General features: G+C 65.4%; 22 protein-coding genes and 1 tRNA gene. 11 read left to right on the top strand and 12 right to left on the bottom strand.

What is annotated here, in order from left to right:
• Nucleotides 1-241: 241 nt before the first annotated feature.
• The 3 genes from AB0N75_RS13465 to AB0N75_RS13455 all read left to right on the top strand — a co-directional run bounded on the left by AB0N75_RS13465 (nucleotide 242) and on the right by AB0N75_RS13455 (nucleotide 3,885).
• The gene (locus tag AB0N75_RS13465; RefSeq protein WP_364650780.1) at nucleotides 242-2,332 is read left to right on the top strand and encodes an acyltransferase family protein; all 2,091 of its coding nucleotides are present in this window, start codon (nucleotides 242-244) and stop codon (nucleotides 2,330-2,332) included.
• Nucleotides 2,333-2,504: 172 nt separating this feature from the next.
• On the top strand, nucleotides 2,505-3,110 hold the full coding sequence (locus AB0N75_RS13460; RefSeq protein WP_364650600.1) for a DUF1326 domain-containing protein: 606 nt from the start codon (nucleotides 2,505-2,507) through the stop codon (nucleotides 3,108-3,110).
• A gap of 1 nt (nucleotide 3,111) precedes the next feature.
• Nucleotides 3,112-3,885, top strand: coding sequence for a DUF2182 domain-containing protein (locus tag AB0N75_RS13455; protein ID WP_364650597.1), 774 nt, complete (start codon nucleotides 3,112-3,114; stop codon nucleotides 3,883-3,885).
• Between the two features lie 252 nt (nucleotides 3,886-4,137).
• On the opposite strand, the gene AB0N75_RS13450 is transcribed toward AB0N75_RS13455, so the two are convergent.
• The gene (locus tag AB0N75_RS13450) at nucleotides 4,138-4,767 is read right to left on the bottom strand and encodes a hypothetical protein (RefSeq protein ID WP_364650595.1); all 630 of its coding nucleotides are present in this window, start codon (nucleotides 4,765-4,767) and stop codon (nucleotides 4,138-4,140) included.
• Between the two features lie 608 nt (nucleotides 4,768-5,375).
• Here AB0N75_RS13450 and AB0N75_RS13445 point away from each other — a divergent pair.
• Nucleotides 5,376-6,275: an EcsC family protein gene (locus AB0N75_RS13445; RefSeq protein ID WP_364650592.1), complete on the top strand. Its 900-nt coding sequence runs from the start codon at nucleotides 5,376-5,378 to the stop codon at nucleotides 6,273-6,275.
• Between the two features lie 118 nt (nucleotides 6,276-6,393).
• Here the strand turns inward: AB0N75_RS13445 and gndA are convergent, their stop codons facing one another.
• Nucleotides 6,394-7,830 carry an NADP-dependent phosphogluconate dehydrogenase gene (gene gndA, locus AB0N75_RS13440; RefSeq protein WP_364650589.1) on the bottom strand — a complete coding sequence of 479 codons (1,437 nt, stop codon included), beginning with the start codon at nucleotides 7,828-7,830 and terminating at the stop codon, nucleotides 6,394-6,396.
• A gap of 128 nt (nucleotides 7,831-7,958) precedes the next feature.
• Nucleotides 7,959-8,300, bottom strand: a complete 342-nt coding sequence (locus tag AB0N75_RS13435) for a hypothetical protein (RefSeq protein ID WP_364650586.1) — start codon at nucleotides 8,298-8,300, stop codon at nucleotides 7,959-7,961.
• A 597-nt stretch (nucleotides 8,301-8,897) separates the two neighbouring features.
• On the opposite strand from AB0N75_RS13435, the gene AB0N75_RS13430 reads away from it, so the two are divergent.
• The gene (locus tag AB0N75_RS13430) at nucleotides 8,898-9,140 is read left to right on the top strand and encodes a hypothetical protein (RefSeq protein ID WP_364650583.1); all 243 of its coding nucleotides are present in this window, start codon (nucleotides 8,898-8,900) and stop codon (nucleotides 9,138-9,140) included.
• Between the two features lie 247 nt (nucleotides 9,141-9,387).
• Here the strand turns inward: AB0N75_RS13430 and AB0N75_RS13425 are convergent.
• The 4 genes from AB0N75_RS13425 to AB0N75_RS13410 form a co-directional block, all read right to left on the bottom strand.
• Nucleotides 9,388-9,463 (bottom strand) — tRNA-Val (locus tag AB0N75_RS13425).
• Between the two features lie 240 nt (nucleotides 9,464-9,703).
• Nucleotides 9,704-10,537, bottom strand: a complete 834-nt coding sequence (locus tag AB0N75_RS13420; protein ID WP_364650580.1) for an NAD-dependent protein deacetylase — start codon at nucleotides 10,535-10,537, stop codon at nucleotides 9,704-9,706.
• Between the two features lie 5 nt (nucleotides 10,538-10,542).
• Nucleotides 10,543-11,007, bottom strand: a complete 465-nt coding sequence (locus AB0N75_RS13415; RefSeq protein ID WP_364650577.1) for a peroxiredoxin — start codon at nucleotides 11,005-11,007, stop codon at nucleotides 10,543-10,545.
• A complete protein-coding gene (locus tag AB0N75_RS13410; RefSeq protein ID WP_364650574.1) occupies nucleotides 11,004-11,426 on the bottom strand; it encodes a DUF3052 domain-containing protein in 423 nt (140 codons plus the stop codon). Before AB0N75_RS13410 ends, AB0N75_RS13415 begins: the two co-directional genes overlap by 4 nt.
• 418 nt (nucleotides 11,427-11,844) lie before the next feature.
• On the opposite strand from AB0N75_RS13410, the gene aceE reads away from it, so the two are divergent.
• From aceE to fabF, 6 genes are all read left to right on the top strand, one after another.
• Nucleotides 11,845-14,586 carry a pyruvate dehydrogenase (acetyl-transferring), homodimeric type gene (gene aceE / locus AB0N75_RS13405; protein ID WP_364650571.1) on the top strand — a complete coding sequence of 914 codons (2,742 nt, stop codon included), beginning with the start codon at nucleotides 11,845-11,847 and terminating at the stop codon, nucleotides 14,584-14,586.
• Nucleotides 14,587-14,714: 128 nt separating this feature from the next.
• Nucleotides 14,715-16,121 carry a helix-turn-helix domain-containing protein gene (locus tag AB0N75_RS13400; protein WP_364650568.1) on the top strand — a complete coding sequence of 469 codons (1,407 nt, stop codon included), beginning with the start codon at nucleotides 14,715-14,717 and terminating at the stop codon, nucleotides 16,119-16,121.
• A gap of 109 nt (nucleotides 16,122-16,230) precedes the next feature.
• The gene (locus tag AB0N75_RS13395; protein ID WP_364650565.1) at nucleotides 16,231-17,196 is read left to right on the top strand and encodes an ACP S-malonyltransferase; all 966 of its coding nucleotides are present in this window, start codon (nucleotides 16,231-16,233) and stop codon (nucleotides 17,194-17,196) included.
• Entirely contained in the window at nucleotides 17,193-18,260 is a 1,068-nt protein-coding gene (locus tag AB0N75_RS13390) for a beta-ketoacyl-ACP synthase III (RefSeq protein ID WP_364650562.1), read from the top strand. The genes AB0N75_RS13395 and AB0N75_RS13390 overlap by 4 nt, the downstream gene beginning before the upstream one ends.
• Nucleotides 18,261-18,372: 112 nt before the next feature.
• A complete protein-coding gene (locus AB0N75_RS13385; RefSeq protein WP_136786952.1) occupies nucleotides 18,373-18,618 on the top strand; it encodes an acyl carrier protein in 246 nt (81 codons plus the stop codon).
• A gap of 106 nt (nucleotides 18,619-18,724) precedes the next feature.
• Nucleotides 18,725-19,960 carry a beta-ketoacyl-ACP synthase II gene (gene fabF, locus AB0N75_RS13380; protein WP_364650559.1) on the top strand — a complete coding sequence of 412 codons (1,236 nt, stop codon included), beginning with the start codon at nucleotides 18,725-18,727 and terminating at the stop codon, nucleotides 19,958-19,960.
• Nucleotides 19,961-20,062: 102 nt separating this feature from the next.
• Here the strand turns inward: fabF and AB0N75_RS13375 are convergent, their stop codons facing one another.
• From AB0N75_RS13375 to AB0N75_RS13355, 5 genes are all read right to left on the bottom strand, one after another.
• A complete protein-coding gene (locus AB0N75_RS13375) occupies nucleotides 20,063-20,566 on the bottom strand; it encodes a DUF3145 family protein (protein ID WP_353918298.1) in 504 nt (167 codons plus the stop codon).
• A gap of 323 nt (nucleotides 20,567-20,889) precedes the next feature.
• Nucleotides 20,890-21,843: a tyrosine recombinase XerC gene (locus AB0N75_RS13370; RefSeq protein WP_364650555.1), complete on the bottom strand. Its 954-nt coding sequence runs from the start codon at nucleotides 21,841-21,843 to the stop codon at nucleotides 20,890-20,892.
• A 144-nt stretch (nucleotides 21,844-21,987) separates the two neighbouring features.
• Entirely contained in the window at nucleotides 21,988-23,187 is a 1,200-nt protein-coding gene (locus AB0N75_RS13365; protein WP_364650777.1) for a DNA-processing protein DprA, read from the bottom strand.
• Nucleotides 23,188-23,237: 50 nt separating this feature from the next.
• Nucleotides 23,238-24,779 carry a YifB family Mg chelatase-like AAA ATPase gene (locus AB0N75_RS13360; RefSeq protein ID WP_364650552.1) on the bottom strand — a complete coding sequence of 514 codons (1,542 nt, stop codon included), beginning with the start codon at nucleotides 24,777-24,779 and terminating at the stop codon, nucleotides 23,238-23,240.
• On the bottom strand, nucleotides 24,779-25,144 hold the full coding sequence (locus AB0N75_RS13355) for a YraN family protein (protein WP_364650774.1): 366 nt from the start codon (nucleotides 25,142-25,144) through the stop codon (nucleotides 24,779-24,781). Before AB0N75_RS13355 ends, AB0N75_RS13360 begins: the two co-directional genes overlap by 1 nt.
• Nucleotides 25,145-25,148 lie beyond the last annotated feature (4 nt).

Genomic DNA, 25,148 nt, shown 5'->3' with positions numbered 1-25,148 from the left:
CGCCGAATATTCGTTGCCCAGGTTCCGCCGCTGGAAAATAGGTCGGGGCACCGACCACGGCAGCTATCGCTCCAACGGAGGAAGACTATTTAGCACCGGGGACACCGCTTCGAGAACGACGGCGGACGCATGACGCGGGAGGGCAAGGCACGGCGCGGCAGGCCTCTCCACAGGGACAGGCAGCTGTTCGATAGACTAGTCGCTTCAAAACCGACCTACCGCGTTACCCAGGAGCAAGCCCATCTCTGCAGTTGCACCTCCCCAAGCCACGACATCCGCGACCAAGGCCGGCACGAAAATTCGTCTGGATATCCAGGGCCTACGGGCGATAGCCGTAGCTTTGGTGGTCGTCTACCATCTGTGGCCGGAACGGTTGACCGGCGGGTTTGTCGGAGTGGACGTCTTCTTCGTCATTTCCGGCTTCTTGATCACCTCCCACTTGATCAAACGGCCGCCGGCGAACTGGCACGGTCTGACGGCGTTTTGGGGTCGTAGGATCCGGCGCCTCCTGCCGGTAGCATTCGTCGTCTTGGCCGCAACGGCTCTCGGTTCGCGGCTGTTGGCACCGCCCACGCAGTGGGGCACGATCGCCAAGGAGATCATTTCCTCGGCACTGTATATGCAGAACTGGGTGTTAGCCGGTAGTTCGGTGGACTATTTGGCGGCTGAGAATGCTCCCACTCCTACCCAGCATTTCTGGTCCTTGTCGCTAGAGGAACAGTTCTATCTCTTTTGGCCGCTCCTGGTATTCGCGGTGTTCTGGATAGCGGGCAAACGCGGGCTGAACGCACGGCGCCTGCTCTTCGGCGCGGTGGCCGCCGTCGTCGTCCTATCCCTGATGTTCTCCATCACCGCAACTGCTGCTGAACCCGGCAGTGCGTATTTCATCACGCCCACGCGCATGTGGGAGCTGGGGCTCGGCGGCCTCGTAGCTCTGGCTGCGCCCGCCTTGGCGCAGCGTCTGCCCCAGGCTGCGAGAGCAGCCTTGGCATGGGTCGGTGTTGCGGCAATCGTCAGTGCGGGCGCGCTCTACACGGGGTCCACTCCATTCCCGGGGTACACCGCGCTGCTGCCGGTGGTGGGGACGGCGCTGGTGATCTTTGCAAGTGCCGAGGGCAGGCTCTCCCCTACTGCGTTGATGCGGAACCGACCGGTTCAGTGGCTCGGCGCGGTGTCCTACTCGGTTTACCTCTGGCATTGGCCCTTGATCGTCCTCCTGCCTTATGTCACTGGCGGTGAACTGGGCTGGCTGGACAAATCGCTGATCCTGACGGCGACGCTGGTGTTGGCGGGGCTAAGCAAGACCTTCGTTGAGGACCGTTTCCGGTTCCCGTCCAGTCAGCAGGGACTTGCGCCCACTTTTCGGTTTGCCGCAGTGGGCATGGTGCTGCTCACGGCGGTGGGCGGAGTGCAGCTGATGGAGGTTAACCAGCGAACATCCCAAGGCCAGCAGCAGCTCGCTGCCATGGTGAGCAATGGCGATCCGTGCTTCGGTGCTGCCTCCCTCGCCAAGGGCTTTGACGAATGCGATCCGGACCCTCAGGGGCCGGTAGTGCCAGAGCCTGCACTGGCCAAGGACGACAAGTCCGATGCATACGCGGATGGCTGCTGGTCGAACCAACCGTTTACTGACCGCCCCGTGTGCATGTACGGGGACGGGCCGACCAAGGTGGCGCTCGTCGGAAACTCGCATGCCGGGCATTGGCTTCCGGCGCTGCAGGTACTGGCCGAACAAAACGATTGGACGATCTCGACGTATTTGGTCTCGATGTGCAATCCGACATCGGTGCCGCTGCAGTTCGACACCGAGGAGAAAACGGCCAATTGCACAGCCTATGGAGAGTGGGTGATGGATGAGACTTCCGGCGATGCGTTCGATCTGGTCATCACGTCGGAACGCCAGTCCGTTCCAGTCCAGGGAGAGTCGTGGGACAGCACCGAAGATGCTGCCATTGACGGCTACAGGGAATACCTGTCCCGCTGGTCGGACAGCGACGCCAACGTTCTGGTGATCAAGGATCCGCCTTACCCGGGCAACACCATCGATTCGATTCCGGACTGCCTTGCCGAGAACCCCGGCAATCCGCAGGAATGTTCGGGCACACCGGACGAGTGGGATTGGATGGACCCCCTTACTGCCGCAGCACTGGAAATGGACACGGCGAGGATCCAAACCGTGGACATGGACCAATATTTCTGCGCCGGAGGCTCGTGCCCTGCCGTTGTCGGATCAGTGGTCACCTATTTCGACGCCTCGCACATCACGGCTACGTATTCCGAAACTTTGGCTCCGTTCCTAGAACAGCCGATTCTCACGGCTTTGCATAACTGACAAGGCGGAGGTCGACGCCAGTACAGGGACCGCAGCGAGAGATGAAGCCGCGGTGATCCGGCGGAGTAGATCGACCCGGCAAGGTTGATCTAAGGGCCGTTTTCAGCTTATTGACCGGCTTTTTGCAGCGGAGGACAATTCAAAGAGGGGTGCCTCTTGAAGGGAGCCTCGAATGTCCTGGCACATCGAAGGTACATACTTCGAAAACTGCAATTGCGACATGATCTGCCCGTGTTCGACCTCGGGCATGATTGCGCCTGCGGATAACGAACGATGCAAGGTCGCATTGGCCTTCCACGTCGAAACAGGAGAAGTTGACCGAGTCGACGTTTCCGGCCTGACCGTCTGCATTGTGGCCGATACTCCGGCCGTGATGAGCGACGGGGGCTGGAAGGTTGGGGTGCTGATGGACGCCTCCGCCTCCGCAGACCAGGCCCAGGCACTCGGCGCTGTCTTCAGCGGACAGCGGGGCGGACCCATGGCTGGCGCGGCTCCGCTGATAGGCGAGATGGTGGGCATGGACAAGGTCGATATGAACTACTCCGACAATGGACGTCGGCATCAGGTCCGGGCCGGCGGCGGCGTCGACATCGCCGTTGAAGACTTCGTTTCGCGTCTAGACCCCACCGAGCAAGGCGTGAAGGTCAGCGGGGTGGGGTTCCCGTCCGATCCGCTGACCGTCGGCACGGCTACGGCCTCGCGCGTCGACGTTTTCGGGATGACTTGGGACAACGCGGGCAAGAGCTCCTTCTCAGCCCCGTTTGCCTGGTCAGCATAGGATGCAACGCCGCGTCGTTCCTGTTGTACGCTTCCGTCCGGGTCTGCTCGCCCTCATTGGCTGCGCCCTGCTGGCCTGGTACCTCACGGTGAAGTTGGCGGCCGGAATGCCGCCGGGCCCGGGCGCCATGGGGCTGGGACTGGCCGGTTTCCTAGCCGGCTGGGCGCTGATGATGACCGCAATGATGCTGCCGTCGCTGGCCCCGCTGCTGTCGGCTTACCTGAGGTCCATCCGCGCCGAGAACAACAGCCGGATCCGGGCCGCACGGACTACCGCCCTGGTGGGCGGATACCTGCTCACCTGGACCGGTTTCGGCATCCTGGCCTATGCCGCGTCCGTTCTCGGCGCCCGGCTGGCCGCCGATGTTCCGGTCACCGCGGCCTGGATCGGAGCCGGCCTTCTGGCGGCCGCGGGCATATACCAACTGACGCCGCTGAAGAATTTTTGCCTTCGACACTGCCGCTCGCCGGTGGCCTTCCTGCTGCACGTCTCCAGCTACCAGGGTGCGTTCCGCGACGTGCGGGTGGGCCTGTACCACGGGCTGTACTGCGTGGGCTGCTGCTGGGGGCTGATGCTGGTGCTGATCACCGTCGGCGTCATGAACCTGGCGTGGATGGCCGCCATTGCGGTCGCCGTCCTGCTGGAAAAGACTTGGCGTCACGGGATCGTTTTCAGCCGGTTGATCGGCGTCGCGCTGATTGTCTTTGCGTGCTTCGTGCCGGCCTATCCTTGGCTGCTGCCCGGGCTGTACATGGCCCCCGACATGATGATGTAGTCTGCGCGGGCGGCCCGGGACGTGCGGGGCCGGTCCGAACATATCCCAAATCGCGAACGCCCCGTAACTGCTTAAGCAGATCTGGGGCGTTCGGGGCTGAGGATCTCCACGCGAATGCGGAGCAACCCTGGTCGATCACCGATGAGAGGCAACCTTGGTCGGTTCCCCTTAGTGGGCGTCGACCGCTTCGGCCTCGGTATGGTAGCCGCTCCAGGGGTGCGGAATCCTAAGTCTGCCGAGCCTTCCGTAACGTCAATCGCGGAACTCGAACTCAACCTCAATGGTGGAGTCAATGCTTGTGATGATGCTCTTGTAGAAGGTCGTTGCTTGTTCTCTCAAAACCGCTTCGTTGGAGACAATGTACTGATCTTGTGCCTCGTCATCAAGAATATCGTTGATCATTTCAACCGGGTCAATTTCTGGCGTTACCCAGCTCAGGGCGCCATTGTTTTCAGTGACAAATTTAAAATCTACGTCGTCGTGTCCGATGAAAACGAATTCTGGGATAGAAACAAGATACTCGCCTTCCTTAGTTTGCGAGATTCGCACATCTTTTCCATCGATGCCCAGCTTGCCATTGAAGGTATACTCGATGAATGATGCCCTGTCGCTTCCCGGCACATCCACGCCAAGGAAACGCGCCGCGGGCACTTTTTCTTCACTTATGCCCTGAACACCCAAGCTCAGGAGAACGACCTGTTCTTGGCGGGTTATCGAGTTGATGACTTGTGTATTACGGGTCTCTGACGCGCCGAAGGCAAAGATGTTGAACTCGGCACGCATCGCCCACAGCGCGCCAACCGCAACAAGGCAGAGGATCACGAGCAAGATCGGCCACAAGAGCACTCTTTTAGAGAAGGACAGCATCAGGAATTTCCCCACTTTACACTTGCCCGATAGTCCGCTGCATTGGAGCAACGATGGTTGGGGCCACCATTAGCAGTCCAGCGGCTATGCGATAGCCAACTGGTTCTCTGCAATCAGCGTTCCCAGTATCTGGACGGCGTCCCTCTGTCGAGGGCGTGTGGGGCCGTTAATTATTGTAGGTCTCATTCCACCCGTCGGCCAAGTATTTGGCTTCGACTATCGTGTCCATATTCTCTCCGCCAAATAACTCTCTTCTGAACTGGGCGTTGAATGATGACGCGAACACGTTCTGACGCAGCGACCCCGAGTCCCTGGACGCGCTTTCCACGGTGGGGGTGGCGGACCAGATGATCGACGAGACAGCGGCGAATTACGGACCGATATCGCACATAGGGCGGCACCACGCCAGTTTCGGCGGCGATATCATTCGCGATCCCAGCCAGCTCTTACAGAACAACCCGCTGTAGCCGTAAGCAGTCGTGGTGCGCTTCGGTTGCTCAGGCCTGTTAGTGGGCTGTCGAGTGTGCGGATACTTCGGCATGTCGCCGCTGGACGACGCCCCGAACCGTGGAAGATCTGACTCGCAAAAGTTCACCTCCATAAAAGCGAACCGTTGACGTGGGATGACCGATAGTTCGGAGAACGGCGCAACAAAGCTTGCAGTTGGAGAGATCATCGCGCTCAGCAACCTGAACAAGAAAACTTGGAGGGCAAGAATGACAACGGATTCTCAGTCGGGGGTCAGCAGTAGCACTGGTGCCGATGAAAAGTTGGCCCAATCTACAGATCCAGAAATCGCTACGGACAACACGATCGATTTCGAACCTGAGGAGAAGCCGGCCACCACAGCGGAGAAAGCGTCTGGACAGCTCACCAAACTGGTCGGCAAAGTGATCGACACAGGTGTCGGTCCCCTGACAGGCTCGATTATGTGGGCCGAGGATCGTCTGGCGCGGGTCCAAGGAACCCGCTACGAGCCCAACGCCGACCCGACACGAAAAGTCAGGCCCTACGAGCACGACGATATCGAGAAGACCATCAAGCGGTTGATCGTCGAATCGGTCGAAGCAGCTGGCGTCAACGGCTTTGTGACCGGGCTAGGTGGGTTCATCGCGATGCCAGTAACCGTTCCCGCGAACATGGCGGGTGCACTCGTTATCAATGCCCGTCTTGCCGCAGCAATCGCCTACCTGCGAGGGTACGACCCGAAGGATCCCCACGTCCGTACGGTGGCCACGCTCATTGCAGTGGGCTCCAATGGACAGCAGATTGCGAAGGTAGTCGGAATCAAGGTTGGCGAGAAGGTGGCCATGGAGGCGATCAAAAAGCTCCCGATCGTCTTGATTCGCGAGATCAATAAGAAGGCCGGTTTCATGCTTCTGGCCAAGTACGGCACGAAGCGTTCTGTCGTTACTCTGGCAAAGGGTGTACCACTCGTCGGTGGAGTGATTGGCGGCGCGGTGGACGCAACCATGACCAGTGTCATTGGCCGCACCGCGAGAGGGATGTTCCCCCTCGACTGATCAATTCATTCCAGGCGTTCATCTCGTTCTGGAGATGGATGTGCTCACACTCACCGCCTGAAACACCGAACGCCCCGCAACTGCAACAGCAGGTGCGGGGCGTTCGGTGTTGTGCAGCCTAGTGGGTGTCGACAGCTTCTACTTCGGACTTGTCGCCGCTCCAGAGGGTGTGGAAGGTGCCTTCGGCGTCGGTGCGGCCGTAGGTGTGGGCACCGAACAGGTCGCGGAGGCCCTGGGTCAGGGCCGCGGGCAGGCGCTTGCGGCGCAGGCCGTCGTAGTAGGCCAGCGAAGAGGAGAAGACCGGTACAGGGATGCCCAGCTGGACGGCGGTGGCCACCACGCGGCGCCAGGCCGGGACAGCGGCACCGATGGCTTCGGCGAAGGCCGGGGCGAAGAGCAGGTTCTCAGGCTTGGAGTCGCCGGCGTAGGCCTTCATGATGTCATCCAGCAGTTCAGCGCGGATGATGCAGCCGGCTCGCCAGAGCGAGGCGATCTCGTCCAGCTTCAGCTCCCAGCCGTACTCGCCTGCGGCGGAGCCGAGCATGTCGATGCCCTGGGCATAGCTGACCAGCTTCGAGGCGAACAGCGCCTGGCGCACGTCCTCGACGAAGCTTTGCGGCACCTTGACGTCCTCTTCGTGCCCGGTCAGGACGTCCTGGGCGATGGCGCGCTGGCCGCGCTGCGAGGACAGGCCGCGGGCGAAGACGGATTCGGCGATGCCGGACACCGGCGAGCCGAGCTCCAGCGCCGAGACGACGGTCCAGCGGCCGGTGCCCTTCTGGCCGGCGGAGTCCACGACGACGTCGACGAACGGCTTTCCGGTCTTGGCGTCGGTATGGGCCAGCACCTCAGCGGTGATTTCGATCAGGAAGGACGAGAGCTCGGTTTTGTTCCACGCGGTGAAAATCTCGGCCTGCTGCTGCGGCTCCAGGCCGGCGCCGGTGCGAAGCAGGTCGTAGGCCTCGCCGATGACCTGCATGTCCGCGTATTCGATACCGTTGTGCACCATCTTCACGAAGTGGCCGGCGCCGTCGGTGCCGATCCAGCGGCAGCAGGGCTCGCCGTCGTACTTGGCGGAGATTTTTTCCAGCATGGGGCCGAGCGAATCATAGGACTGGCGGGATCCGCCGGGCATGATGGACGGGCCGAGCAGCGCGCCCTCCTCGCCGCCGGATACACCGATGCCCACGAAATGCAGGCCCTTCTCAGCCAGGGAAGCCTCGCGGCGGCGGGTGTCCTCGTAGTGCGAGTTGCCGGCGTCGATGACGATGTCGCCCTCTTCCAGCAGCGGGACCAGCTGCTCGATCACCGAATCCACCGGCTTGCCGGCCTTGACCATGATGAGCACGCGCCGCGGTTTCTGCAGGTTGTCCACCAGCTCCTGCAGCGATTCGGTGCGGATGAAGTCGCCCTCGTCGCCGTGCGCCTGCAGCAGCGCGTCCGTCTTTGCCACCGAGCGGTTGTGCAGGGCGACCGTGTAGCCGTTGCGGGCGAAATTCCGTGCCAGGTTGGCACCCATAACGGCCAGACCTGTCACACCGATGTGTGCGCTCATTGAATCTCCAAGTGTGGGCGGTCCCCGCGGGCAGGGACGTCAGCGAACAGCCCGAGCGGGCCGAGGTTCCTCAACAAGCCTAGTCGCGACCGGCCGCACCGGCTAAGCGGGCAGGCGTTACCTTGCGCTCATTCGCCTGATGCGGCGGAGGGGCGGAAGCGCAGCCAGACGTCAATGGTGTCATCGGCGGCAGCTTCCTCGGCGTGAGAACCGGGGGCGGCAGCGGCGCCAAGGCTATCCTCGCCCGCTTCGACGTCGAGCGGCTTGGCCGGAGGGGCCTCTGGGCTGAAGCCATTGCCCTGCGTTGTCGGGAGCAGTGCGCTTTCCTCGATCAGGTCCCGCCGCGTCATCTGCCCCGGGGCCGGCGCCGTCCACGGCCAGCGGTGGGTGCCGCAATAGGCACAGCGTCTGGACGTGACGGTGCGCGTGTGGATGAACGTGTGGCCTGCTCCGCGGCAGAATTTATCCAAGGTTGCCCCCAACGAAAACCAGCATGACCGGTACAGCTTTACAGACAGTCGTGTGGTTGTGGAGGGTTCGCAAGCTCCGTTGCTTAACCGTTATTGCATGACGCAGAGTCGGCTCAGCGTTGGCTTAGGGTCTGCGCAAAACAAGCCTTCGGGTGGCTCTTCGGGAGGGCAAAGCGCCTTCAGGGTGCCGCCATTTCGCGCGGAACCACGCCGCCAAAACGACACGTTGGGAAGTTCAATGATTGTGGTTGAGAAATGCCCATCGCCATGGCAGACTAGCCCGAGGCGGTTGCCTTTTGAAAGCCTTGGAGCCCCCATCTCCAAGCGCTGCGGCACCGATCCCCTGGCAGTCCCGTTGATCCCCCATCTAACGGCTGCCCGAAAGGCACTGTCCCTCCCCGGGACAGTGCCTTTCCCTTTAAAAACTTGCCGGTTCTGGCCAGCGGCGGGAACTGGGCCCTCGATGCGTCTGCTTCCCGGGCGCCTCTTGTCCGCCTGCGAGGAATCGTGCCTTTGCCTCGAAATAACGCGCCGGAAATGCCGCTGCAACACCGGGCCTGCAGGATGGGGAGAATCGCTCGATCCAAGGAGGATGCCATGTCACGTGAGCAGCAGCGGAACCAGGATCTTGGCGGCAGCCCAGTGTGGCTGGCGGATCTTTCCCACTTTCGTCGGGGAGACCAGGTGGAAGCCGGGCAAAACAACGTGGTCTACTACCGTGGCCGGGTAGAGGATACGGCCGCGGGGCTGGGAGTGGTCTGGATTCGCGAGAGCAGGCACAGCCGCCGCCGGATGCTTCACACGGACGAGTACTTCATCCGGCACATCCCAAAGCCTTGAAGAACGGCCCCGCCCCTCCCCCACAGAGGGCGGGGCCGTCACCTCATCAATCCGGTTTTCCCTACCCCCATGTAGTCGTCGCCGGGAGACATACGTTACACGTGAACGGGGAGGCTGCAGCCAAAGATCTGCTCAGGATTCAACGATCCGGCGTCCAGGGTCGACTGGGAGCATCGGAGCCGTGCTAATAGAGACGAAGAAACCCCGTGCTTTCCAAGCAGTCTCGCTGGGGAACACGGGGTTTCGGTGGTGGGTCCTACCGGGATCGAACCGATGACATCCACGGTGTAAACGTGGCGCTCTACCAGCTGAGCTAAAGACCCGTTGTAATGTCGAAAGCGGGACCGCGGAGCGTTATCCGCCGCAACATCACGAGGATTTACTCTACCGGATAAATGGCCGTGAACGCCAACTAAACTTCCGTGGCAATAAACACGATAGGACGATAAACCTGACTGGCTGCTCAGGTGCGCCAGGGCACACTCTTGCGGCACCGCCGTCGTCCGTTTCGGGAGTGGGCGCAGGCGGGCTGTCGTGCCGGTACGCGTGATCTAAAGGGCGGTTCAGGCGGGCTGCTGGAGCCGGCCGGGCAGCTCCGCGGCCAGGTAGCCCAGCGCCTCGGAGACGCCGGTTTCCAGCTTCACGTCGGCCAGATCGTCGCCGCGGGTGGCGCCGCGGTTGATGATGACCACCGGCTTGCCCTGCTTGGCGGCGTGCCGGACAAAGCGCAGGCCGCTCATCACCGTCAGCGAGGATCCGGCCACCAGCAGCGCATCGCCGTGGTCCACCATGGCATAGGCGGCCGCCACCCGGTCTTTGGGCACGTTTTCGCCGAAGTAGACGAAGTCCGGTTTGAGCATGCCGCCGCAGACCAGGCAGTCCGCCACCACGAAGTGGGCCGTGTGAGCGACGTCTGCGTCGGCATCCGGGGCCACGTCGCCGGCGTCCCCGGTGGCGGCGTAGGCGGGGTTGAGCTCCTCCAGCCGGCGCGCCAGCGAGGAGCGGGTGGTGACGTCGCCGCAGTTCAGGCAGATGACCTGGTCAAAACGGCCGTGCAGGTCGATCACCTTCACGCTGCCGGCGTCTTCGTGCAGCCGGTCCACGTTCTGCGTGATCAGGCCGCCCACCACGCCGTTGCTTTCCATCGCGGCCAGCGCGTAATGGCCGGGGTTGGGGGCGGCATGGTGCATGTGCCGCCAGCCCACGTGGTTGCGGGCCCAGTAGCGGCGGCGCAGTTCCTCGTCGCCGACGAACTGCTGGTAGGTCATCGGGGTGCGCGGCACCGAGGTGGGGCCGCGGTAGTCCGGAATGCCGGAATCGGTGCTGAGACCGGCGCCGGTCAAGACGGCCAGCCGGCGTCCGGCCAGTAACTCGAGCGCCGGCGCCAGCACCTCCATGGCGGCTAGAGCTCTTTCAGGACGCGGTGGTATTCCTGGATGTCGCGGGCCTGGCCGCGCGGATTCCGGATTTCGTGCCGCAGGATGCCCTCGGCGTCGATGATGAAGGTGCCTCGCAGGGCCATGCCGGATTCCTCGTCGAACACGCCGTAGGCCTTGGCCACCTCGCCGTGCGGCCAGAAGTCGGCCAGCAGGTCGAACTCGTAGCCTTCCTGCTCGGCGAAGGCGCGCAGCGCGAACTTGTGGTCCACCGAGACCGCAACCACGCGGGCGTTCTCGCTGCGGAACGCGGCCAGGTCGTCGCGCAGTTCGCACAGCTCGCCGGTGCAGATCCCGGAGAACGCGAAGGGGTAGAACACCACCACCACGTTGCCGCCGCGCAGCGCGGACAGCCGGATGGGTTCGCCGAACTGGTTAACCAGCTCGAAATCGGGCGCGGGCAGGCCCACTTGCGGTGCTGCCGCGCTCACTTGTTGGTCCGCTTGCTGACCAGCCGGTTCGCGGACCAGTCGCTGGACACACCGGCTGAGGTGGTCACGTGCAGGCCGGCGGTCGGTGCCGCTTCTTGGACATCCGATGCCGGCACGTAGCCGTCGCGGCCCGACTTCGGCGTCAGCAGCCACACCACGCCGCCCGGCGCGAGCGTGGTCTGCGCATCGACCAGTGTGTCCACCAAGTCGCCGTCGCCGTCGCGCCACCACAGGATCGCCGCGTCCACTACGTCGTGGTCGTCCTCGGTGAGCAGCTCGGAGCCGGTGAGGTCCTCGATGTCGTCGCGCAGATCGAAGTCCACGTCCTCGTCGTAGCCGAATTCCTGGATCAGGTCTCCGTCCTTGAAACCCAAATTGCCTGCCACATTCTCTACCGCGGCGGCTTCGGCCTCGCCCACTGTGCTCCTCCTGTTTAAAGCGTATTGATCCGCCCACCGGTCAACGGCGAGCGTGTTGCTAGTTACAAGCCAACACCCTAATCGCCATCGCTTCAAGCCACCCGCAAGACGGTGCGGAATTTTGTCACGGCGCGTCCCTCTTTTAAGCGGAGACAGGACAACTACGACGGCGGAGCGCCCGGCTTTGGCGCGGCGGCGCGGCTACCCTGCGCCGGGCCGTGGGAAGGGCGCTGCGGAGGCGGCCGACGGCGGCGCCCGCCCGCCGTCGTCGTAATAACTGGCATGCGGGGCTTCGGCTGCGCTGTAATGCGGTGAACAGTTAGAGTGGCAGTGAAGAATATCCTCCCGGCCGGACCTTGCGCCGGGTCGCTATGCCACGTAAAGCGCAGACACAATCTGCACGTATGAGAGGTTGGACGTGAGCGCAGGAGAAGATACCTCGCACATCCTGAGCGGGCTGACAAGCCAGCTGTCGGATCGCGATCCCGATGAAACCGCCGAATGGATTGAGTCCTTCGACGACCTGGTGGATTCCCGGGGCACCGAACGGGCCCAGTACATTGTCCGCTCCCTCCTGCAGCGCGCAGGTGCGCAGAGCGTTGGCGTGCCGATGGTCACCACCACCGACTACGTGAACACCATCCCGGTGGACCAGGAACCGGAATTCCCCGGCGACGAGGAAGTCGAGCGCCGCTACCGCGCGTGGATGCGCTGGAACGCTGCCATGCTGGTGCACCGCGCCCAGCGCCCCGACATCGGCGTGGGCGGGCACATCTCCACCTACGCCGGCGCAGCCACTCTCTACGAAGTGGGCTACAACCACTTCTTCCGCGGCAAGGACCACCCCGGCGGCGGCGACCAGGTCTTCTTCCAGGGCCACGCCTCCCCCGGCATGTACGCGCGCGCGTTCATGGAAGGCCGGCTGACCGAGGAGGACCTGGACGGCTTCCGGCAGGAGAAGTCCCGCGAGGGCCACGCGCTGCCGTCCTACCCGCACCCGCGGTCCATGCCCGAGTTCTGGGAATTCCCCACCGTCTCGATGGGCATCGGCCCGGCCAACGCCATTTACCAGGCGCAGCTGAACCGCTACGTGCACAACCGCGGCATCAAGGACACCTCGGACCAGCATGTCTGGGCGTTCCTGGGCGACGGCGAGATGGACGAGGCGGAGTCGCGCGGCTTCCTGCAGCTGGCAGCCAACGAAAAGCTGGACAACCTCACTTTCGTGATCAACTGCAACCTGCAGCGCCTGGACGGACCGGTGCGCGGCAACGGCAAGATCATGCAGGAACTGGAGGCCTTCTTCCGCGGCGCCGGCTGGCACGTGATCAAGGTGACCTGGGGCCGCGAGTGGGACGCGCTGCTGGACAAGGACCGCGACGGCGCGCTGGTGGACATCATGAACTCCACCCTCGACGGCGACTACCAGACCTACAAGGCCGAGTCCGGCGGGTTCGTCCGCGAGCACTTCTTCGGCAAGACTCCGCAGACCAAGGAAATGGTTGCGGACATGACCGACGAGCAGATCTGGAACCTCAAGCGCGGCGGCCACGACTACCACAAGGTCTACGCCGCCTACCGCGCCGCCACCGAGTTCAAGGGCAAGCCCACCGTGGTTCTGGCCCAGACGGTCAAGGGCTACGGCCTGGGCACGCACTTCGAGGGCCGCAACGCGACCCACCAGATGAAGAAGCTGACCCTGCAGGACCTGAAGGACTTCCGCGACCACCTGCGCATCCCGATCAGCGACGAGCAGCTCGAAGCCGATCCGTACCGGCCGCCGTACTACCACCCGGGCGCCGACGCCCCGGAGATCAAGTACCTGATGGAACGCCGCGCCGCCCTGGGCGGGTCCGTACCGGAACGCCGGACCGAGCACAAGCAACTGCACCTGCCCGACGACAAGGCCTACGAAGTGGCCAAGCGCGGCTCCGGCAAGCAGCAGGCCGCCACCACCATGGCGTTCGTCCGGCTGCTCAAGGACCTGATGCGGGACAAGGAATTCGGTGCCCGCGTGGTGCCGATCATCCCGGACGAGGCCCGGACCTTCGGCATGGACTCGTTCTTCCCGACCGCGAAGATCTACAACCCCAAGGGCCAGAACTACCTGTCCGTGGACCGTGACCTGGTGCTGGCGTACAAGGAGTCCCCGCAGGGCCAGATCCTGCACACCGGCATCAATGAATCCGGTTCCGTGGCCGCCTTCACCGCCGTCGGATCGTCCTACGCCACCCACGGCGAGGCCCTGGTGCCGATCTACATCTTCTACTCGATGTTCGGCTTCCAGCGCACCGGCGACTTCTTCTGGGCCGCCGCCGACCAGATGGCACGCGGCTTCGTGATCGGTGCCACCGCGGGACGGACCACGCTGACCGGCGAAGGCCTGCAGCACGCCGACGGGCAGTCCCCGATCCTGGCCTCGACCAATCCGGCCGTGGTCACCTACGACCCGGCGTACGGCTACGAGATCGGGCACATCATGCGGGCCGGTTTGGAGCGCATGTACGGCGGGAACCATCCGGATCCCAACGTGATGTACTACCTGACCGTGTACAACGAGCCGATCGTGCAGCCCGCGGAACCCGAGGAACTGGACGTCGAGGGTGTAGTCAAGGGCATCTACCTGCTGGCTCCGGCGAAGATCGACGGGCCGCGCACCCAGCTGCTGGCCTCCGGTGTGGCCGTGCCGTGGGCGCTGGAAGCCCAGCAGCTGCTCGCCGAGGACTGGGGCGTCTCCGCCGACGTCTGGTCCGTGACCAGCTGGAACGAGCTGCGCCGCGACGGCCTGGCCGCCGAGGAAGATGCCTTCCTGAACCCCGGTTCGGAGCCGCGCAAGCCGTTCGTCGCCCAGCAGCTCGAAGGCGCCACCGGCCCGATCGTGGCGGTCAGCGACTACATGGCGGCGGTGCCGGACCAGATCCGGCAGTACCTGCCGAACGAGTTCGCCACCCTCGGCGCCGACGGCTTCGGGTTCTCCGACACCCGTGCCGCTGCCCGGCGCTTCTTCAAGATCGACAGCCACTCGATTGTGGTCCGCGCGCTGCAGATGCTGGCCCGCCGCGGCGAGGTCGACGCGAGTGTGCCCAAGGATGCGTTCGAGAAGTACCGGCTGATGGACGTCAACGCCGGCACCTCGGGCAACGCCGGAGGCGACTCCTAAACCCGGCAACAGCGCCACTATCCAGGCGGCGGACCCGGCCTTTCACGGCCGGGTCCGCCGCCTGTTTTAGTAGGAACCACACAAAAGACCGAATGGAGCTTGCACCGGCGAGTGCGTATGCTCATTGCATGCCCCAAGCCCGCACCGACACCGCCAGAGCTGCCGCGCAGCCTCCTGCGCAGCCCGCCTCGGCGGCCGCGGCTGCAGCCGGGCAGCAAGCCGATGATGCCGCGGCGGAGGCCGCTGCCGAGTCCGCTGCCGGGTCCGCTGCAGAGGCCGCCGGGAAGAAGCCGGCGTCGACCCCGGCCCCCGCTCGCCGCCGCGCCGCCGCGGGGCGAAAGGCGGACCGCGCTGCCACCGGCAACCCCGATACGCTGGAGCGGCTGCGGTCCAAAATCGGCGCCCTGGCCACCGCCACGCTGAAGCGGCTGGACTCTGACCTGCCCTGGTACCGCGGGCTGCGGCCGGATGAACGGTCCGCGCTGGGCCTGGTGGCGCAGAAAGGCATCGCGTCCTTCGTGACCTGGTACGAACGCCCCACCTCCCCCGCCTGGGTGATGAACGACGTGTTCGGCACCGCCCCCACCGAGCTGACCCGCTCCATCAGCCTGCAGCGCGCCCTGCAGCTGATCCGCGTGGTGGTCGAAGCGGTGGAAGACGAAGTCCCGGACCTGGCCGGCGGCAGCGACGAGGCCCAGTTGCGCGAAGCCGTGCTGCGCTATTCGCGCGAAGTGGCCTTCGCCGCCGCGGACGTCTATGCGCGTGCTGCCGAGACCCGCGGCTCGTGGGACACCCGGCTGGAGGCGCTGGTGGTGGATGCGATCCTGCGCGGCGAAAGCTCCGATGCGCTGCGCTCCCGGATTGCCGCGGTCGGCTGGAAGACCACAGGCCCGATCACGGTGATGGTGGGCGGCTCCCCCGGCGAGCCGGGGCCCAGCTTCGTGACCGAGCTGCGCCGCGCCAGCTCCCGCTATGCCGCGGACACACTGGTGGGCATCCAGGGCGACCGGCTGATCCTGGTGCTGGGCGGGGTGACGGACCAGGACACCGCGTTCGTCCGGCTGGCCGACCTCTTCGGGCCCGGCCCGGTGGTCTACGGACCGGAGGCCCGCTCGCTGGTGGACGCCAGCAGCTCGGCGCAGGCCGCGTTCGCCGGGCTCAGCGCCGCGAAGGCCTGGCCCGCCGCGCCGCGGCCGGTGGCGGCCAACGACCTGTGGCCCGAACGGGTGATGTCCGGCGACGATATTGCCCGCCGGGACCTCTATAAGTACATCTACGTTCCGCTGGTCAACGCCGGCAACGGGCTGGTGGAAACGCTCTCCAGCTACCTGTCCCTGGGGCATTCGCTGGAAGCCACCGCGCGCGAACTGTTTGTCCACGCCAACACCGTGCGCTACCGGCTCCGGCGGGTCTGCGACGTGACCGGCTGGGACCCGCTGCTGCCGCGGGAGGCCTTTGTGCTCCAGACCGCGCTCGGCGTGGGCCGCCTGATCGCTCCGGCGAGGGGCCCGAAGGACCGCTCGTCCTCCCGGTGATAGCCTGCGGCAATCGACACTACCTTGTAGACTTCCTACAAAGCGGTCCGGCGAGCTTCGTGTGCCGAAACACCGTGGAAACCATCTCCTCTTTGGAAAGCTTGAATACGTGCTTGCAATAGTCTGCCCAGGCCAGGGCTCCCAGACGCCCGGATTCCTCAGCCCCTGGCTTGAGGTACCCGGCGTGGCCGAACACCTCGGGCTGCTCAGCGACATCGCGCAGCTGGACCTGCTCTCCCACGGCACCGTGTCCGATGAGGAGACCATCAAGGACACCGCCGTCGCCCAGCCGTTGATCGTCGCCGCCGGCCTGCTGGCTGCCCGCACCCTCACTGCGGACGAGGCACTGGACCTGTCCACCGTCGTCGCGGGTCATTCGGTCGGCGAAATCACCGCTTCCGCTGTGTCCGGCGCGCTGACCGAGAACGATGCAATGAACTTTGTGCGCGAGCGGGCCAACGCCATGGCCCGTGCCGCCGCGCAGACCCCCACCGGCATGAGCGCCGTACTCGGCGGCGATCCGGACGAAGTGCTGGCCGCCATCGAGGCCGCCGGCCTGACCCCGGCCAACGCCAACGGCGGCGGCCAGACGGTTGCCGCCGGCACGTTGGAGCAGCTGCAGGCGTTCGCCGCGAACCCGCCCGCCAAGGCGCGCGTCATCCCGCTGAAGGTCGCCGGCGCCTTCCACACCGAGCACATGGCCCCCGCGGTCAGCGCCCTGGAGAACCTGCGCCCGCAGCTGAAGCCGGCGATGCCTTCGCTGACCCTGCTCTCCAATTACGACGGCGAACCCGTCGTCGGCGGCGAAGAGAACCTAGACAGCCTGATCGCCCAGGTCTCCCGCCCGGTCCGCTGGGACAAGTGCATGGAGAAGATGCTGTCCGTCGGCATCACAGGCCTACTGGAGCTGCCGCCGGCCGGCACCCTGGCCGGGCTCGCCAAGCGCGGCATGAAGGGCGTAGCCACCATGTCGCTGAAGTCGCCGGAGGACCTGGACGCAGCCCGGGCCTTCATCGCCGAACACACCGAACAGACCCCCGTCCTGAACAGCATGTCTGGAGAATCCGAGAAGTGAGCACCCCCGTCATCCAGCAGACCCCGCTCCGCGACTTCTCTCGCGTGCTGGGCATCGGCGCCTACCGTCCCGACGTCATCGTCACCAACGACGACGTCTGCCAGTGGATCGATTCCTCCGACGAATGGATCCGCCAGCGGACCGGAATCGTCACCCGCCACCGCGCCAACGCCAACACCTCCGTGCTGGACATGGCCGAAGGCGCCGCCAAGGAAGCCATGGCCCAGGCCGGCATCCCTGGCGACCAGCTCGGAGCCGTGATCGTCTCCACCGTGTCGCATCCGTACGCCACGCCGTCAGCCGCCGCTGCGCTGGCCGACCGGGTGGGCGCCACCCCGGCCCCCGCCTTCGACATCTCCGCCGCGTGCGCGGGCTACTGCTACGGCATTGCCCAGGCCGATGCCCTGGTGCGGTCCGGCACCGCCGACTATGTACTGGTGGTCGGCGCCGAGAAGCTCTCCGACGTCATCGACAACACCGAGCGGACCATCTCCTTCCTGCTCGGCGACGGCGCCGGCGCCGTCGTCGTGGGCCCTTCCGACATTCCGGGCATCAGCAAGCCGGTCTGGGGCTCAGACGGCAGCAAGTGGGACACCATCAGCATGACCCACTCGCTCAATTCGGTGCGCGAACTGTCGCTGGCCGCCGAGGCCGCCGGCTCGCTGTCCGCCGTCTCCGACACCTTTGACGAAAAGGACACCAAGCTTTGGCCGACGCTGCGCCAGGACGGGCCGTCGGTGTTCCGCTGGGCCGTGTGGGAAATGGCCAAGGTGGCCAAGCAGGCGCTGGCAGCCGCCGGCCTGCAGCCGGAAGACCTCGCCGCCTTCGTCCCGCACCAGGCCAACATGCGCATCATCGACGAGATGGTCAAGCAGTTGAAGCTGCCCGAGAGCGTGGTCGTCGCCCGCGACATCGCCGACGCCGGCAACACCTCGGCCGCTTCGATCCCCTTGGCAACCCACCGCCTGCTGCAGGAGAACCCCGCGCTCTCCGGTGGACTGGCCCTGCAGATCGGCTTCGGCGCCGGCTTGGTCTTTGGCGCGCAGGTCATCGTCCTGCCGTAGACTGCCTTGCGGTAGTCGGGCCCTCCCCTACATTCCCACCAGAACCAGGCCGCAAAACGCGGCTTGAAACCCCGTCCGGACACCGTCCGGCAGCACAAGAAAAGGAGCCACCATGGCTAGCAACGAAGAAATCCTGGCCGGTCTGGCCGAGATCGTCAACGAAGAGACCGGCCTGGCCCCGGAGGCTGTCGAGCTGGACAAGTCCTTCACCGATGACCTGGACATCGACTCCATCTCGATGATGACCATTGTGGTCAACGCCGAGGAAAAGTTCGGCGTGCGCATCCCGGACGAAGAGGTCAAGAACCTCAAGACCGTCGGCGACGCCGTCAACTTCATCGTCAACGCCCAGGCTTAGTTCCGCGTTGCCCGGGCCCGCCCGGGATTCGGCGGCCGGCGGGTGATCCCCCAGTCCGGCCGCCGCACCAGATTTATCGCCCAATCACTATTGAGAGACTGAATCAATGGCACGCAAAGTAGTCATCACCGGCCTCGGCGCCACCACCCCAATTGGCGGCGACGTCCCCACGATGTGGCGCAATGCCCTCAAGGGCGTTTCCGGGGCCCATACCCTCGAAGATGATTGGGTGGCCAAGTACGAGCTGCCGGTGACGTTCGCCGCCAAGGCCAGCAACCGCCCCGACGAAGTACTGACCCGGGTCGAAGCCAAGCGGATGGATCCCTCCACCCAGTTCGCCGTCGTCGCGTCGCGCGAAGCCTGGAAGGATTCCGGCATCGAAGAGGTGGACCACGACCGGCTGGCCGTGGCTTTCGCTACCGGCATCGGCGGCGTCTGGACGCTGCTCGACGCTTGGGACACGCTGCGTGACCGTGGCCCCCGCCGCGTGCTGCCGATGACGGTTCCGATGCTGATGCCCAACGGCCCCGCTGCCGCTGTCAGCATGGACCTAGGCGCCCGCGCCGGCGCGCACACCCCCGTTTCCGCCTGTGCTTCCGGCACCGAGGCGATGTCCATGGGCATCGAACTGATCCGCGCCGGCAAAGCCGACGTGGTGATGACCGGCGGTGCAGAAGCTGCGATCCACCCGATGCCGATCGCCGCCTTCAGCGCCATGCAGGCGCTGTCCAAACGCAACGATGACCCCGAGCGCGCTTCGCGCCCCTATGACCTGGACCGCGACGGCTTCGTGATGGGCGAAGGCGCCGGTGCGCTGGTGCTGGAGGCCGAGGAACATGCTCTGGCCCGCGGCGCCCGGATCTACGCCGAACTGGCCGGCTCCGGCGTCACCGCCGACGCCTACCACATCACCGCTCCGGACCCCGAAGGACTGGGTGCCACCCGGGCGCTGAAGGCGGCCCTGTTCGACGCTCGGGCGCAGGCAACCGACGTGGTGCACGTCAATGCCCACGCCACTTCCACCCCGGTGGGCGACAAGCCGGAGTACACCGCGCTGAAGGCCGCACTGGGCGACCATGTTTCCAACGTGGCTGTCTCCGCCACCAAGTCGCAGACCGGTCACCTGCTCGGGGCCTCGGGCGCCGTGGAGTCCGTCATGACCGTGATGGCCGTCTACGAACGCCGCGCTCCGGTGACGATCAACCTCGACAACCAGGATCCGGAGATCCCGCTGGACGTTGTCACCTCCGCCCGCGACCTGCCGCAGGGCGACATCATTGCGCTGAACAACTCCTTCGGCTTCGGCGGACACAACGCCGTCGTCGTGTTCCGCAACGTCTAGTAGTTGAGTGAGCTGCCCGCGGGCAGCACGAAAGGGAGGGCGGCCGGTGTTTACCGGTCGCCCTCCCTTTTGCGTTGTTGGAGGAGGGGTTGAAGCCCGCGGTTAGCCGACTTGATGCAGCCAGCGCACGGGGGCGCCTTCGGCTGCATGGCGGAACGGCTCGAGTTCTTCGTCCCAGGCCTCGCCCAGGGCGAGGGACAGTTCGTGGTAGACGGCGGCGGGGTCGCCGGCACCGGCCTCGTAGGCGTAGCGGATGCGGTCTTCGCTCACCATGACATTGCCGTGAACGTCAGTCATCGCGTGGAAAATCCCGAGTTCGGGGGTGTGCGACCAGCGGCCGCCGTCGACGCCTGGGCTCGGCTCTTCGGCCACTTCATAGCGCAGGTGCGCCCAGCCGCGCAGGGCAGAAGCCAGCATGGCGCCGGTCCCTTGGGGCCCGACCCACGACAGCTCTGCCCGGTACATTCCGGGCGCGGCGGGTTGAGCGGTCCACTCGAGATCGGTGCGCTTATCCACGACCGATCCGACGGCCCACTCGATATGAGGGCACAATGCCGAAGGTGCTGAATGCACAAACAGCACGCCACGAGTCATCACAACAGACATCCCATCCTCCATTTGCTGTAGGTACGTCTTCCCCAACGACCTTCAGCCTTGCGACAGGTGGAACATGTCAGTACTGCTGTTTCCGACGCTTTCGATCCTCATTGTGCCGTACGGCGGCTAATTGCGCCAGTGTAACTACCAATGTGCCATTGCGTGTCGCGGATTCGGCTCAAGCAGGCCTGTTCGGGGCCCTGAGCCGACGGATCCCGATCCCGGCTCAGTCTTCCCTCGGCCAGTGACTCTCGCTTCCCGGGGTTACGCCCGCTGGTGCGCCCGCTCCCGGTACACCCTTGCCGCTACCGCTGGCTCCGGCTGCCCGGTAGCTAAGCCCGCGGGTGCGCCTGCTGGTAGCTGCTGCGCAACCGGTCGACAGAGACGTGGGTGTAGAGCTGGGTGGTGGCCAAGGTGCTGTGACCCAGAATTTCCTGGACGGCACGCAGATCCGCTCCCCCGTCCAGCAGGTGGGTGGCCGCGCTGTGCCGCAGCGCGTGTGGCCCTGTGGCCGAGGTATCGCCCAGCAGTGCGAACAGCCTGGCCGACACGGAGCGTACTTGTCGCGGGTCCACCCGTTTCCCCCGCTGGCCCAGGAACGCGGCCGGGCCGCTGTCTCCCCCAACAAGTTTGGGGCGCCCGCGGCGCAGCCAGTCATCCAAGGCGACGGCGGCCGGCAGCCCGAACGGTACGGTGCGCTCCTTGTTGCCTTTGCCCAATACCCGGATGGTCCGCCGTTCGTTGTCGACGTCGTCGATGTCGAGGCCAGCCAATTCACTGACCCGGATCCCGGTGGCATAGAGCAGTTCGATCATCGCCCGGTCGCGCAGCGGCAGCGGTTGGCCGTCGGCTGCTTCCTCGGCGAGGGTGCGGAACAACTCGTCCACCTGGGCCGACCGCAGCACGGTCGGCAGCGAACTGTTGCGTTTGGGTGCCTTCAACCGAAGCGATGGGTCGGTGCGGATGAGCTCCTCCCGCAGCGCCCAAGCCATGAAGCTGCGCGCCGTCGCAGTGCGCCGCGCCAGCGTGGACCTGGCCATGCCTGCACCGTTCATCGCACCGAGCCAAGAGCGCAAGGTCCCGAGGGTAATGTCCGAGAGTGTGGTGGCGCCAGCCTCCGCCGCGTAGCCGAGCAAGTGCCGGACGTCGGTCAGATAGGCGCGAACGGTGTGTTCCGACCGGGCACGTTCAGCACTCAGATAGCGGGCGAAGCCGTCCAGAGCCGTATCAAAAGCCCTCGGAAGTGGGTCTGTGCCCTGCACTTCGGGATTATCTGCAGAGCTCATCCCTTCACTTTGCTGTCAGGGCCAGAGGAACTCAAGCAGGCGCACGGCATGGCCCCGATCTTTCTGTCCCGTCCGCGTCGAATCCGCTCGCCGGTTCTGTCATCGTCCGCCTGATCGTCACCGACAGGTGTCGCGGTCCGGCCTTCAGCCCCTCCTTCCGCGCCGCCAGCCGCCGGCATCCTGCACGGCGAGCCCCGCCGCTTCCAATCGCCCGAGGCCAGCCAGCACGGTGCGGACCGGGATTCCAGCGACTGTGGCGAGCTTGTCCACGGTGCTTCCGCGGCGAACCGGCAGGGCGTCCAGCAGCAGCAAGTCGTCCACGCCGAGACCGTCGTGATCCGCCAACGTTTCCTGAGTTCCCGATTCGAGGGCGGTTCCAACGGGTCCAGCGAGTTCGGCAGCTTCCGCCGCGTCGGTAATGGCCGTTGCGCTGCCGTCGCGCAGCAATCGATGTGTACCGGCCGAGTTCGCGCTGTAGACGGATCCAGGAACCGCGCCCACGCCTCGGCCAAGGCCAGCGGCATGATGCGCAGTGTTCAGAGCGCCGGAGCGCCACCGCGCTTCCACAACGATGGTGGCCGCCGCCAGCGCTGCGATCAACCTGTTTCTTTGAAGGAACCTCCAACGTGTTGGTGCGGCACCGGGCGGAACCTCGGCCAGCAGGATCCCCCGGCTGGCGATGGCCCGAAGCAGTTCCTCGTTTCCTGCCGGGTAGTAGCGGTCGAGACCGCCGGCCATGACGGCCATGGTCGGGACGTGGTCCACCTCCGTGGAAAGTGCTGATCGATGAGCTTGGGCGTCAATTCCATAGGCGCCGCCGGAGATGACGCAGTAACCCCGCTGCGCAAGTCCGCTGCTGATGTCGCCTGTCACCTGGTTGCCGTAGTTGGTGCTGTCACGGGAGCCGACGACGGCCACCGTTGCTCCGACTGCCGGAATGCCATCTGTGAACCTGCCTCGTGCCCAGAGGCAGAGCGGTTCTCCGAGCCCGAGGTCGGCTAGGGCTGCAGGCCAGACTGCATCTCCGGGAATGAGCAACGCGCCGCCAAGTCTGCCCACGACAGCAAGGTCGCGTTCCGGCGCTAGATCCTTAACCCGCGGTCCCCAGCGTTCCAAGGCATCGGACAGCGGCTGCGTGGTGCCCGTCGCGGCCTGCCGGTCCAGGGTCCTGAGCAACTCCGCTTGCAGACCGTGCCCAACGCTCACCTGACCGGTGGCGATGCGCAGCGCATCGAACGGACCGGCAACGGCAATCAAGGCGAGTCCGATCCAGTCCGACGGTTCCATCAGCCGGGACAGCGCCGCCCGGGCCAGCCGCTCGTCGTCGGAGGGCAATTGCGTCATTCTGGTCATCTCCTGGTAGCTGGTCGTCGACGCTGGTGGGGAAAACACGCTCAGGCCGCCTTGAGCTGTTGGCGGAAGGTCAGCGCGGTGCTGACGGTGTCCCGGTCCGGCCGGTCCAGGCCGGCTAGGTCCGCGAGCGTCCATGCCACGCGCAGGACCCGGGTATAGCCGCGCCCGGTCAGCACCGCCCTCTCCATGGCACGATCCAGGTCGCGGGTGACGGCCGGAGAAGGCCGCAGTTTGCCGGTCAGCAGTTCCCCGCTGATCTCCGAATTCAGTCCGAGCCCCCACCGGCCAAGCCGCTCCTGCTGGGCCATTCGGGCAGTGGCGACCCGGCCGGCGACGACCGCGCTGCTCTCCCGGCCGGTGCCGGCGGCCATCATTCCCACCGTCAGACGCTGCAAGGTTAATTGCAGGTCGATGCGGTCGGTCAAGGGATTCGAGAGCTTGCCAAAATAGCGGCGCTTCTGCTCGGCCGTACAGGTACAGCCCAGTCCCTTGGCTCCGGAAAGCCCGCACGGACAAGGATTGGCGGCCATCAGCAGTTGGAAGCGTGCCGGGTATGCGGCACTTCCGGCGGCCCGGTGCACCACCAGCTTTCCGCTTTCCAGCGGCTGGCGCAGGGCGTCAAGGACCTGGCGGTCATACTCCGGCGCCTCGTCCATGAAAAGCACGCCGCGGTGGGCCCTTGAAGCGGCACCCGGTCGGGGCAGGCCGGAACCGCCGCCGATGATGGACACGGCGGTGGCGGTGTGGTGCGGGCTCTCATAGGGCGGGCGCCGGATCAGTTCGGTGAGCGGCGCCGCTGTGGCGCTCAGGGAGTGGATGGCGGTGACCTCCATGGCGTGATGGTCAGGGAGGTCGGGCAGTATGCCGGGCAGCCGTTCGGCCAGCATTGTCTTCCCAGCACCCGGCGGGCCGACCAGCAGCAGGTGGTGCCCGCCCGCGGCGGCCACTTCCAAAGCCATCCGGGCTTCGTGCTGGCCCGCAACGTCTTCCAGATCCGGTGCCGGACCGGCAAGGGCAGTGGCAGCCGGAGTGGGTTCCATGCGAGGTCCCGGCGCGGCGAGGTTGAGCCGGTCGAGATCCGCCCCGAAGGCCAGGAGCACCTCGGCCAGCGTCTCGAAGCTGCGTACTTCCGCACCCGGCACCAGAGCGGCCTCCTCGGCATTGGCCGCGGCGACGGCTACCTGCGAATATCCCGAGTCCACAGCTGCCATGACAGCCGGCAGGACCCCGCTCACCGGCCGGAGCCGTCCGTCCAGCCCGAGCTCGGCCAGGAATACCGTACGGCCGGTGGGGCGGATGTCGTCCGCGGCTTGAAGGGCTGCCAGAACGATGGCTAAATCAAAGCCGGAACCCTTTTTCGGCAGCGAAGCCGGGACCAGATTGACAGTGATCTTCCGGCGGCTGAGCGGGACACCGGCGTTCTTCGCGGCGGCCTTGATCCGCTCCTTGGCTTCGGACAGGGACGCATCCGGCAACCCCAGAAGCACGAACGCCGGAAGTGTCTGTCCGATGTCCGCCTCGACCTCCACGATGTGCCCGTTCAGGCCCACCAGTGCGACGGAGAACGTCCGCCCGAGGCCCATCAGCCGACGTCCTTCAGGTACTCGATCACTGGCCAGCGGGCCTGCCCGTAGAGCACCGCCACGGCGTCCACCCGCACGGCGGTGCCGGCCATGCCGTGGCCGCGCAGCCACTGGTGGCCCAAAGTCTGGAGCCGCCGGACCTTGGCGCCGGTGATGGCCTCGAAGGGGTGGCCGTAGTCGGTGCTGCGGCGCGTCTTTACCTCGGAGACCACGATGGTGGTGCCGTCCACGGTGATAAGGTCCAGCTCCCCGTCCGGGCTTCGCCAGTTGCGGTCGATCACGCGCTGGCCGGCCCCCGCCAAATAGGCCGCGGCTATCTCCTCGCCGCGCCGCCCGAGTTCATCCTTCGCTCTCATGCTCTCCAGCTTG

Origin of the sequence: Arthrobacter sp. NPDC089319, from assembly GCF_040684925.1 — a bacterium.
Classification (GTDB): Bacteria; Actinomycetota; Actinomycetes; order Actinomycetales; family Micrococcaceae; genus Crystallibacter.
This window is presented reverse-complemented; position numbering and strand designations above follow the sequence as displayed.

Excerpts from the sequence above, each read along its gene's own strand:
- fabF (WP_364650559.1), top strand. The coding sequence starts at position 18,725 with ATGGCACGCAAAGTAGTCATCACCGGCCTCGGCGCCACCACCCCAATT.
- AB0N75_RS13430 (WP_364650583.1), top strand. The coding sequence starts at position 8,898 with ATGTCACGTGAGCAGCAGCGGAACCAGGATCTTGGCGGCAGCCCAGTG.
- AB0N75_RS13365 (WP_364650777.1), bottom strand. The coding sequence starts at position 23,187 with ATGACGCAATTGCCCTCCGACGACGAGCGGCTGGCCCGGGCGGCGCTG.
- AB0N75_RS13370 (WP_364650555.1), bottom strand. The coding sequence starts at position 21,843 with ATGAGCTCTGCAGATAATCCCGAAGTGCAGGGCACAGACCCACTTCCG.
- AB0N75_RS13385 (WP_136786952.1), top strand. The coding sequence starts at position 18,373 with ATGGCTAGCAACGAAGAAATCCTGGCCGGTCTGGCCGAGATCGTCAAC.
- AB0N75_RS13460 (WP_364650600.1), top strand. The coding sequence starts at position 2,505 with ATGTCCTGGCACATCGAAGGTACATACTTCGAAAACTGCAATTGCGAC.
- AB0N75_RS13400 (WP_364650568.1), top strand. The coding sequence starts at position 14,715 with ATGCCCCAAGCCCGCACCGACACCGCCAGAGCTGCCGCGCAGCCTCCT.
- gndA (WP_364650589.1), bottom strand. The coding sequence starts at position 7,830 with ATGAGCGCACACATCGGTGTGACAGGTCTGGCCGTTATGGGTGCCAAC.
- AB0N75_RS13455 (WP_364650597.1), top strand. The coding sequence starts at position 3,112 with ATGCAACGCCGCGTCGTTCCTGTTGTACGCTTCCGTCCGGGTCTGCTC.
- AB0N75_RS13420 (WP_364650580.1), bottom strand. The coding sequence starts at position 10,537 with ATGGAGGTGCTGGCGCCGGCGCTCGAGTTACTGGCCGGACGCCGGCTG.
- AB0N75_RS13375 (WP_353918298.1), bottom strand. The coding sequence starts at position 20,566 with ATGTCTGTTGTGATGACTCGTGGCGTGCTGTTTGTGCATTCAGCACCT.
- AB0N75_RS13360 (WP_364650552.1), bottom strand. The coding sequence starts at position 24,779 with ATGGGCCTCGGGCGGACGTTCTCCGTCGCACTGGTGGGCCTGAACGGG.
- AB0N75_RS13445 (WP_364650592.1), top strand. The coding sequence starts at position 5,376 with ATGACCGATAGTTCGGAGAACGGCGCAACAAAGCTTGCAGTTGGAGAG.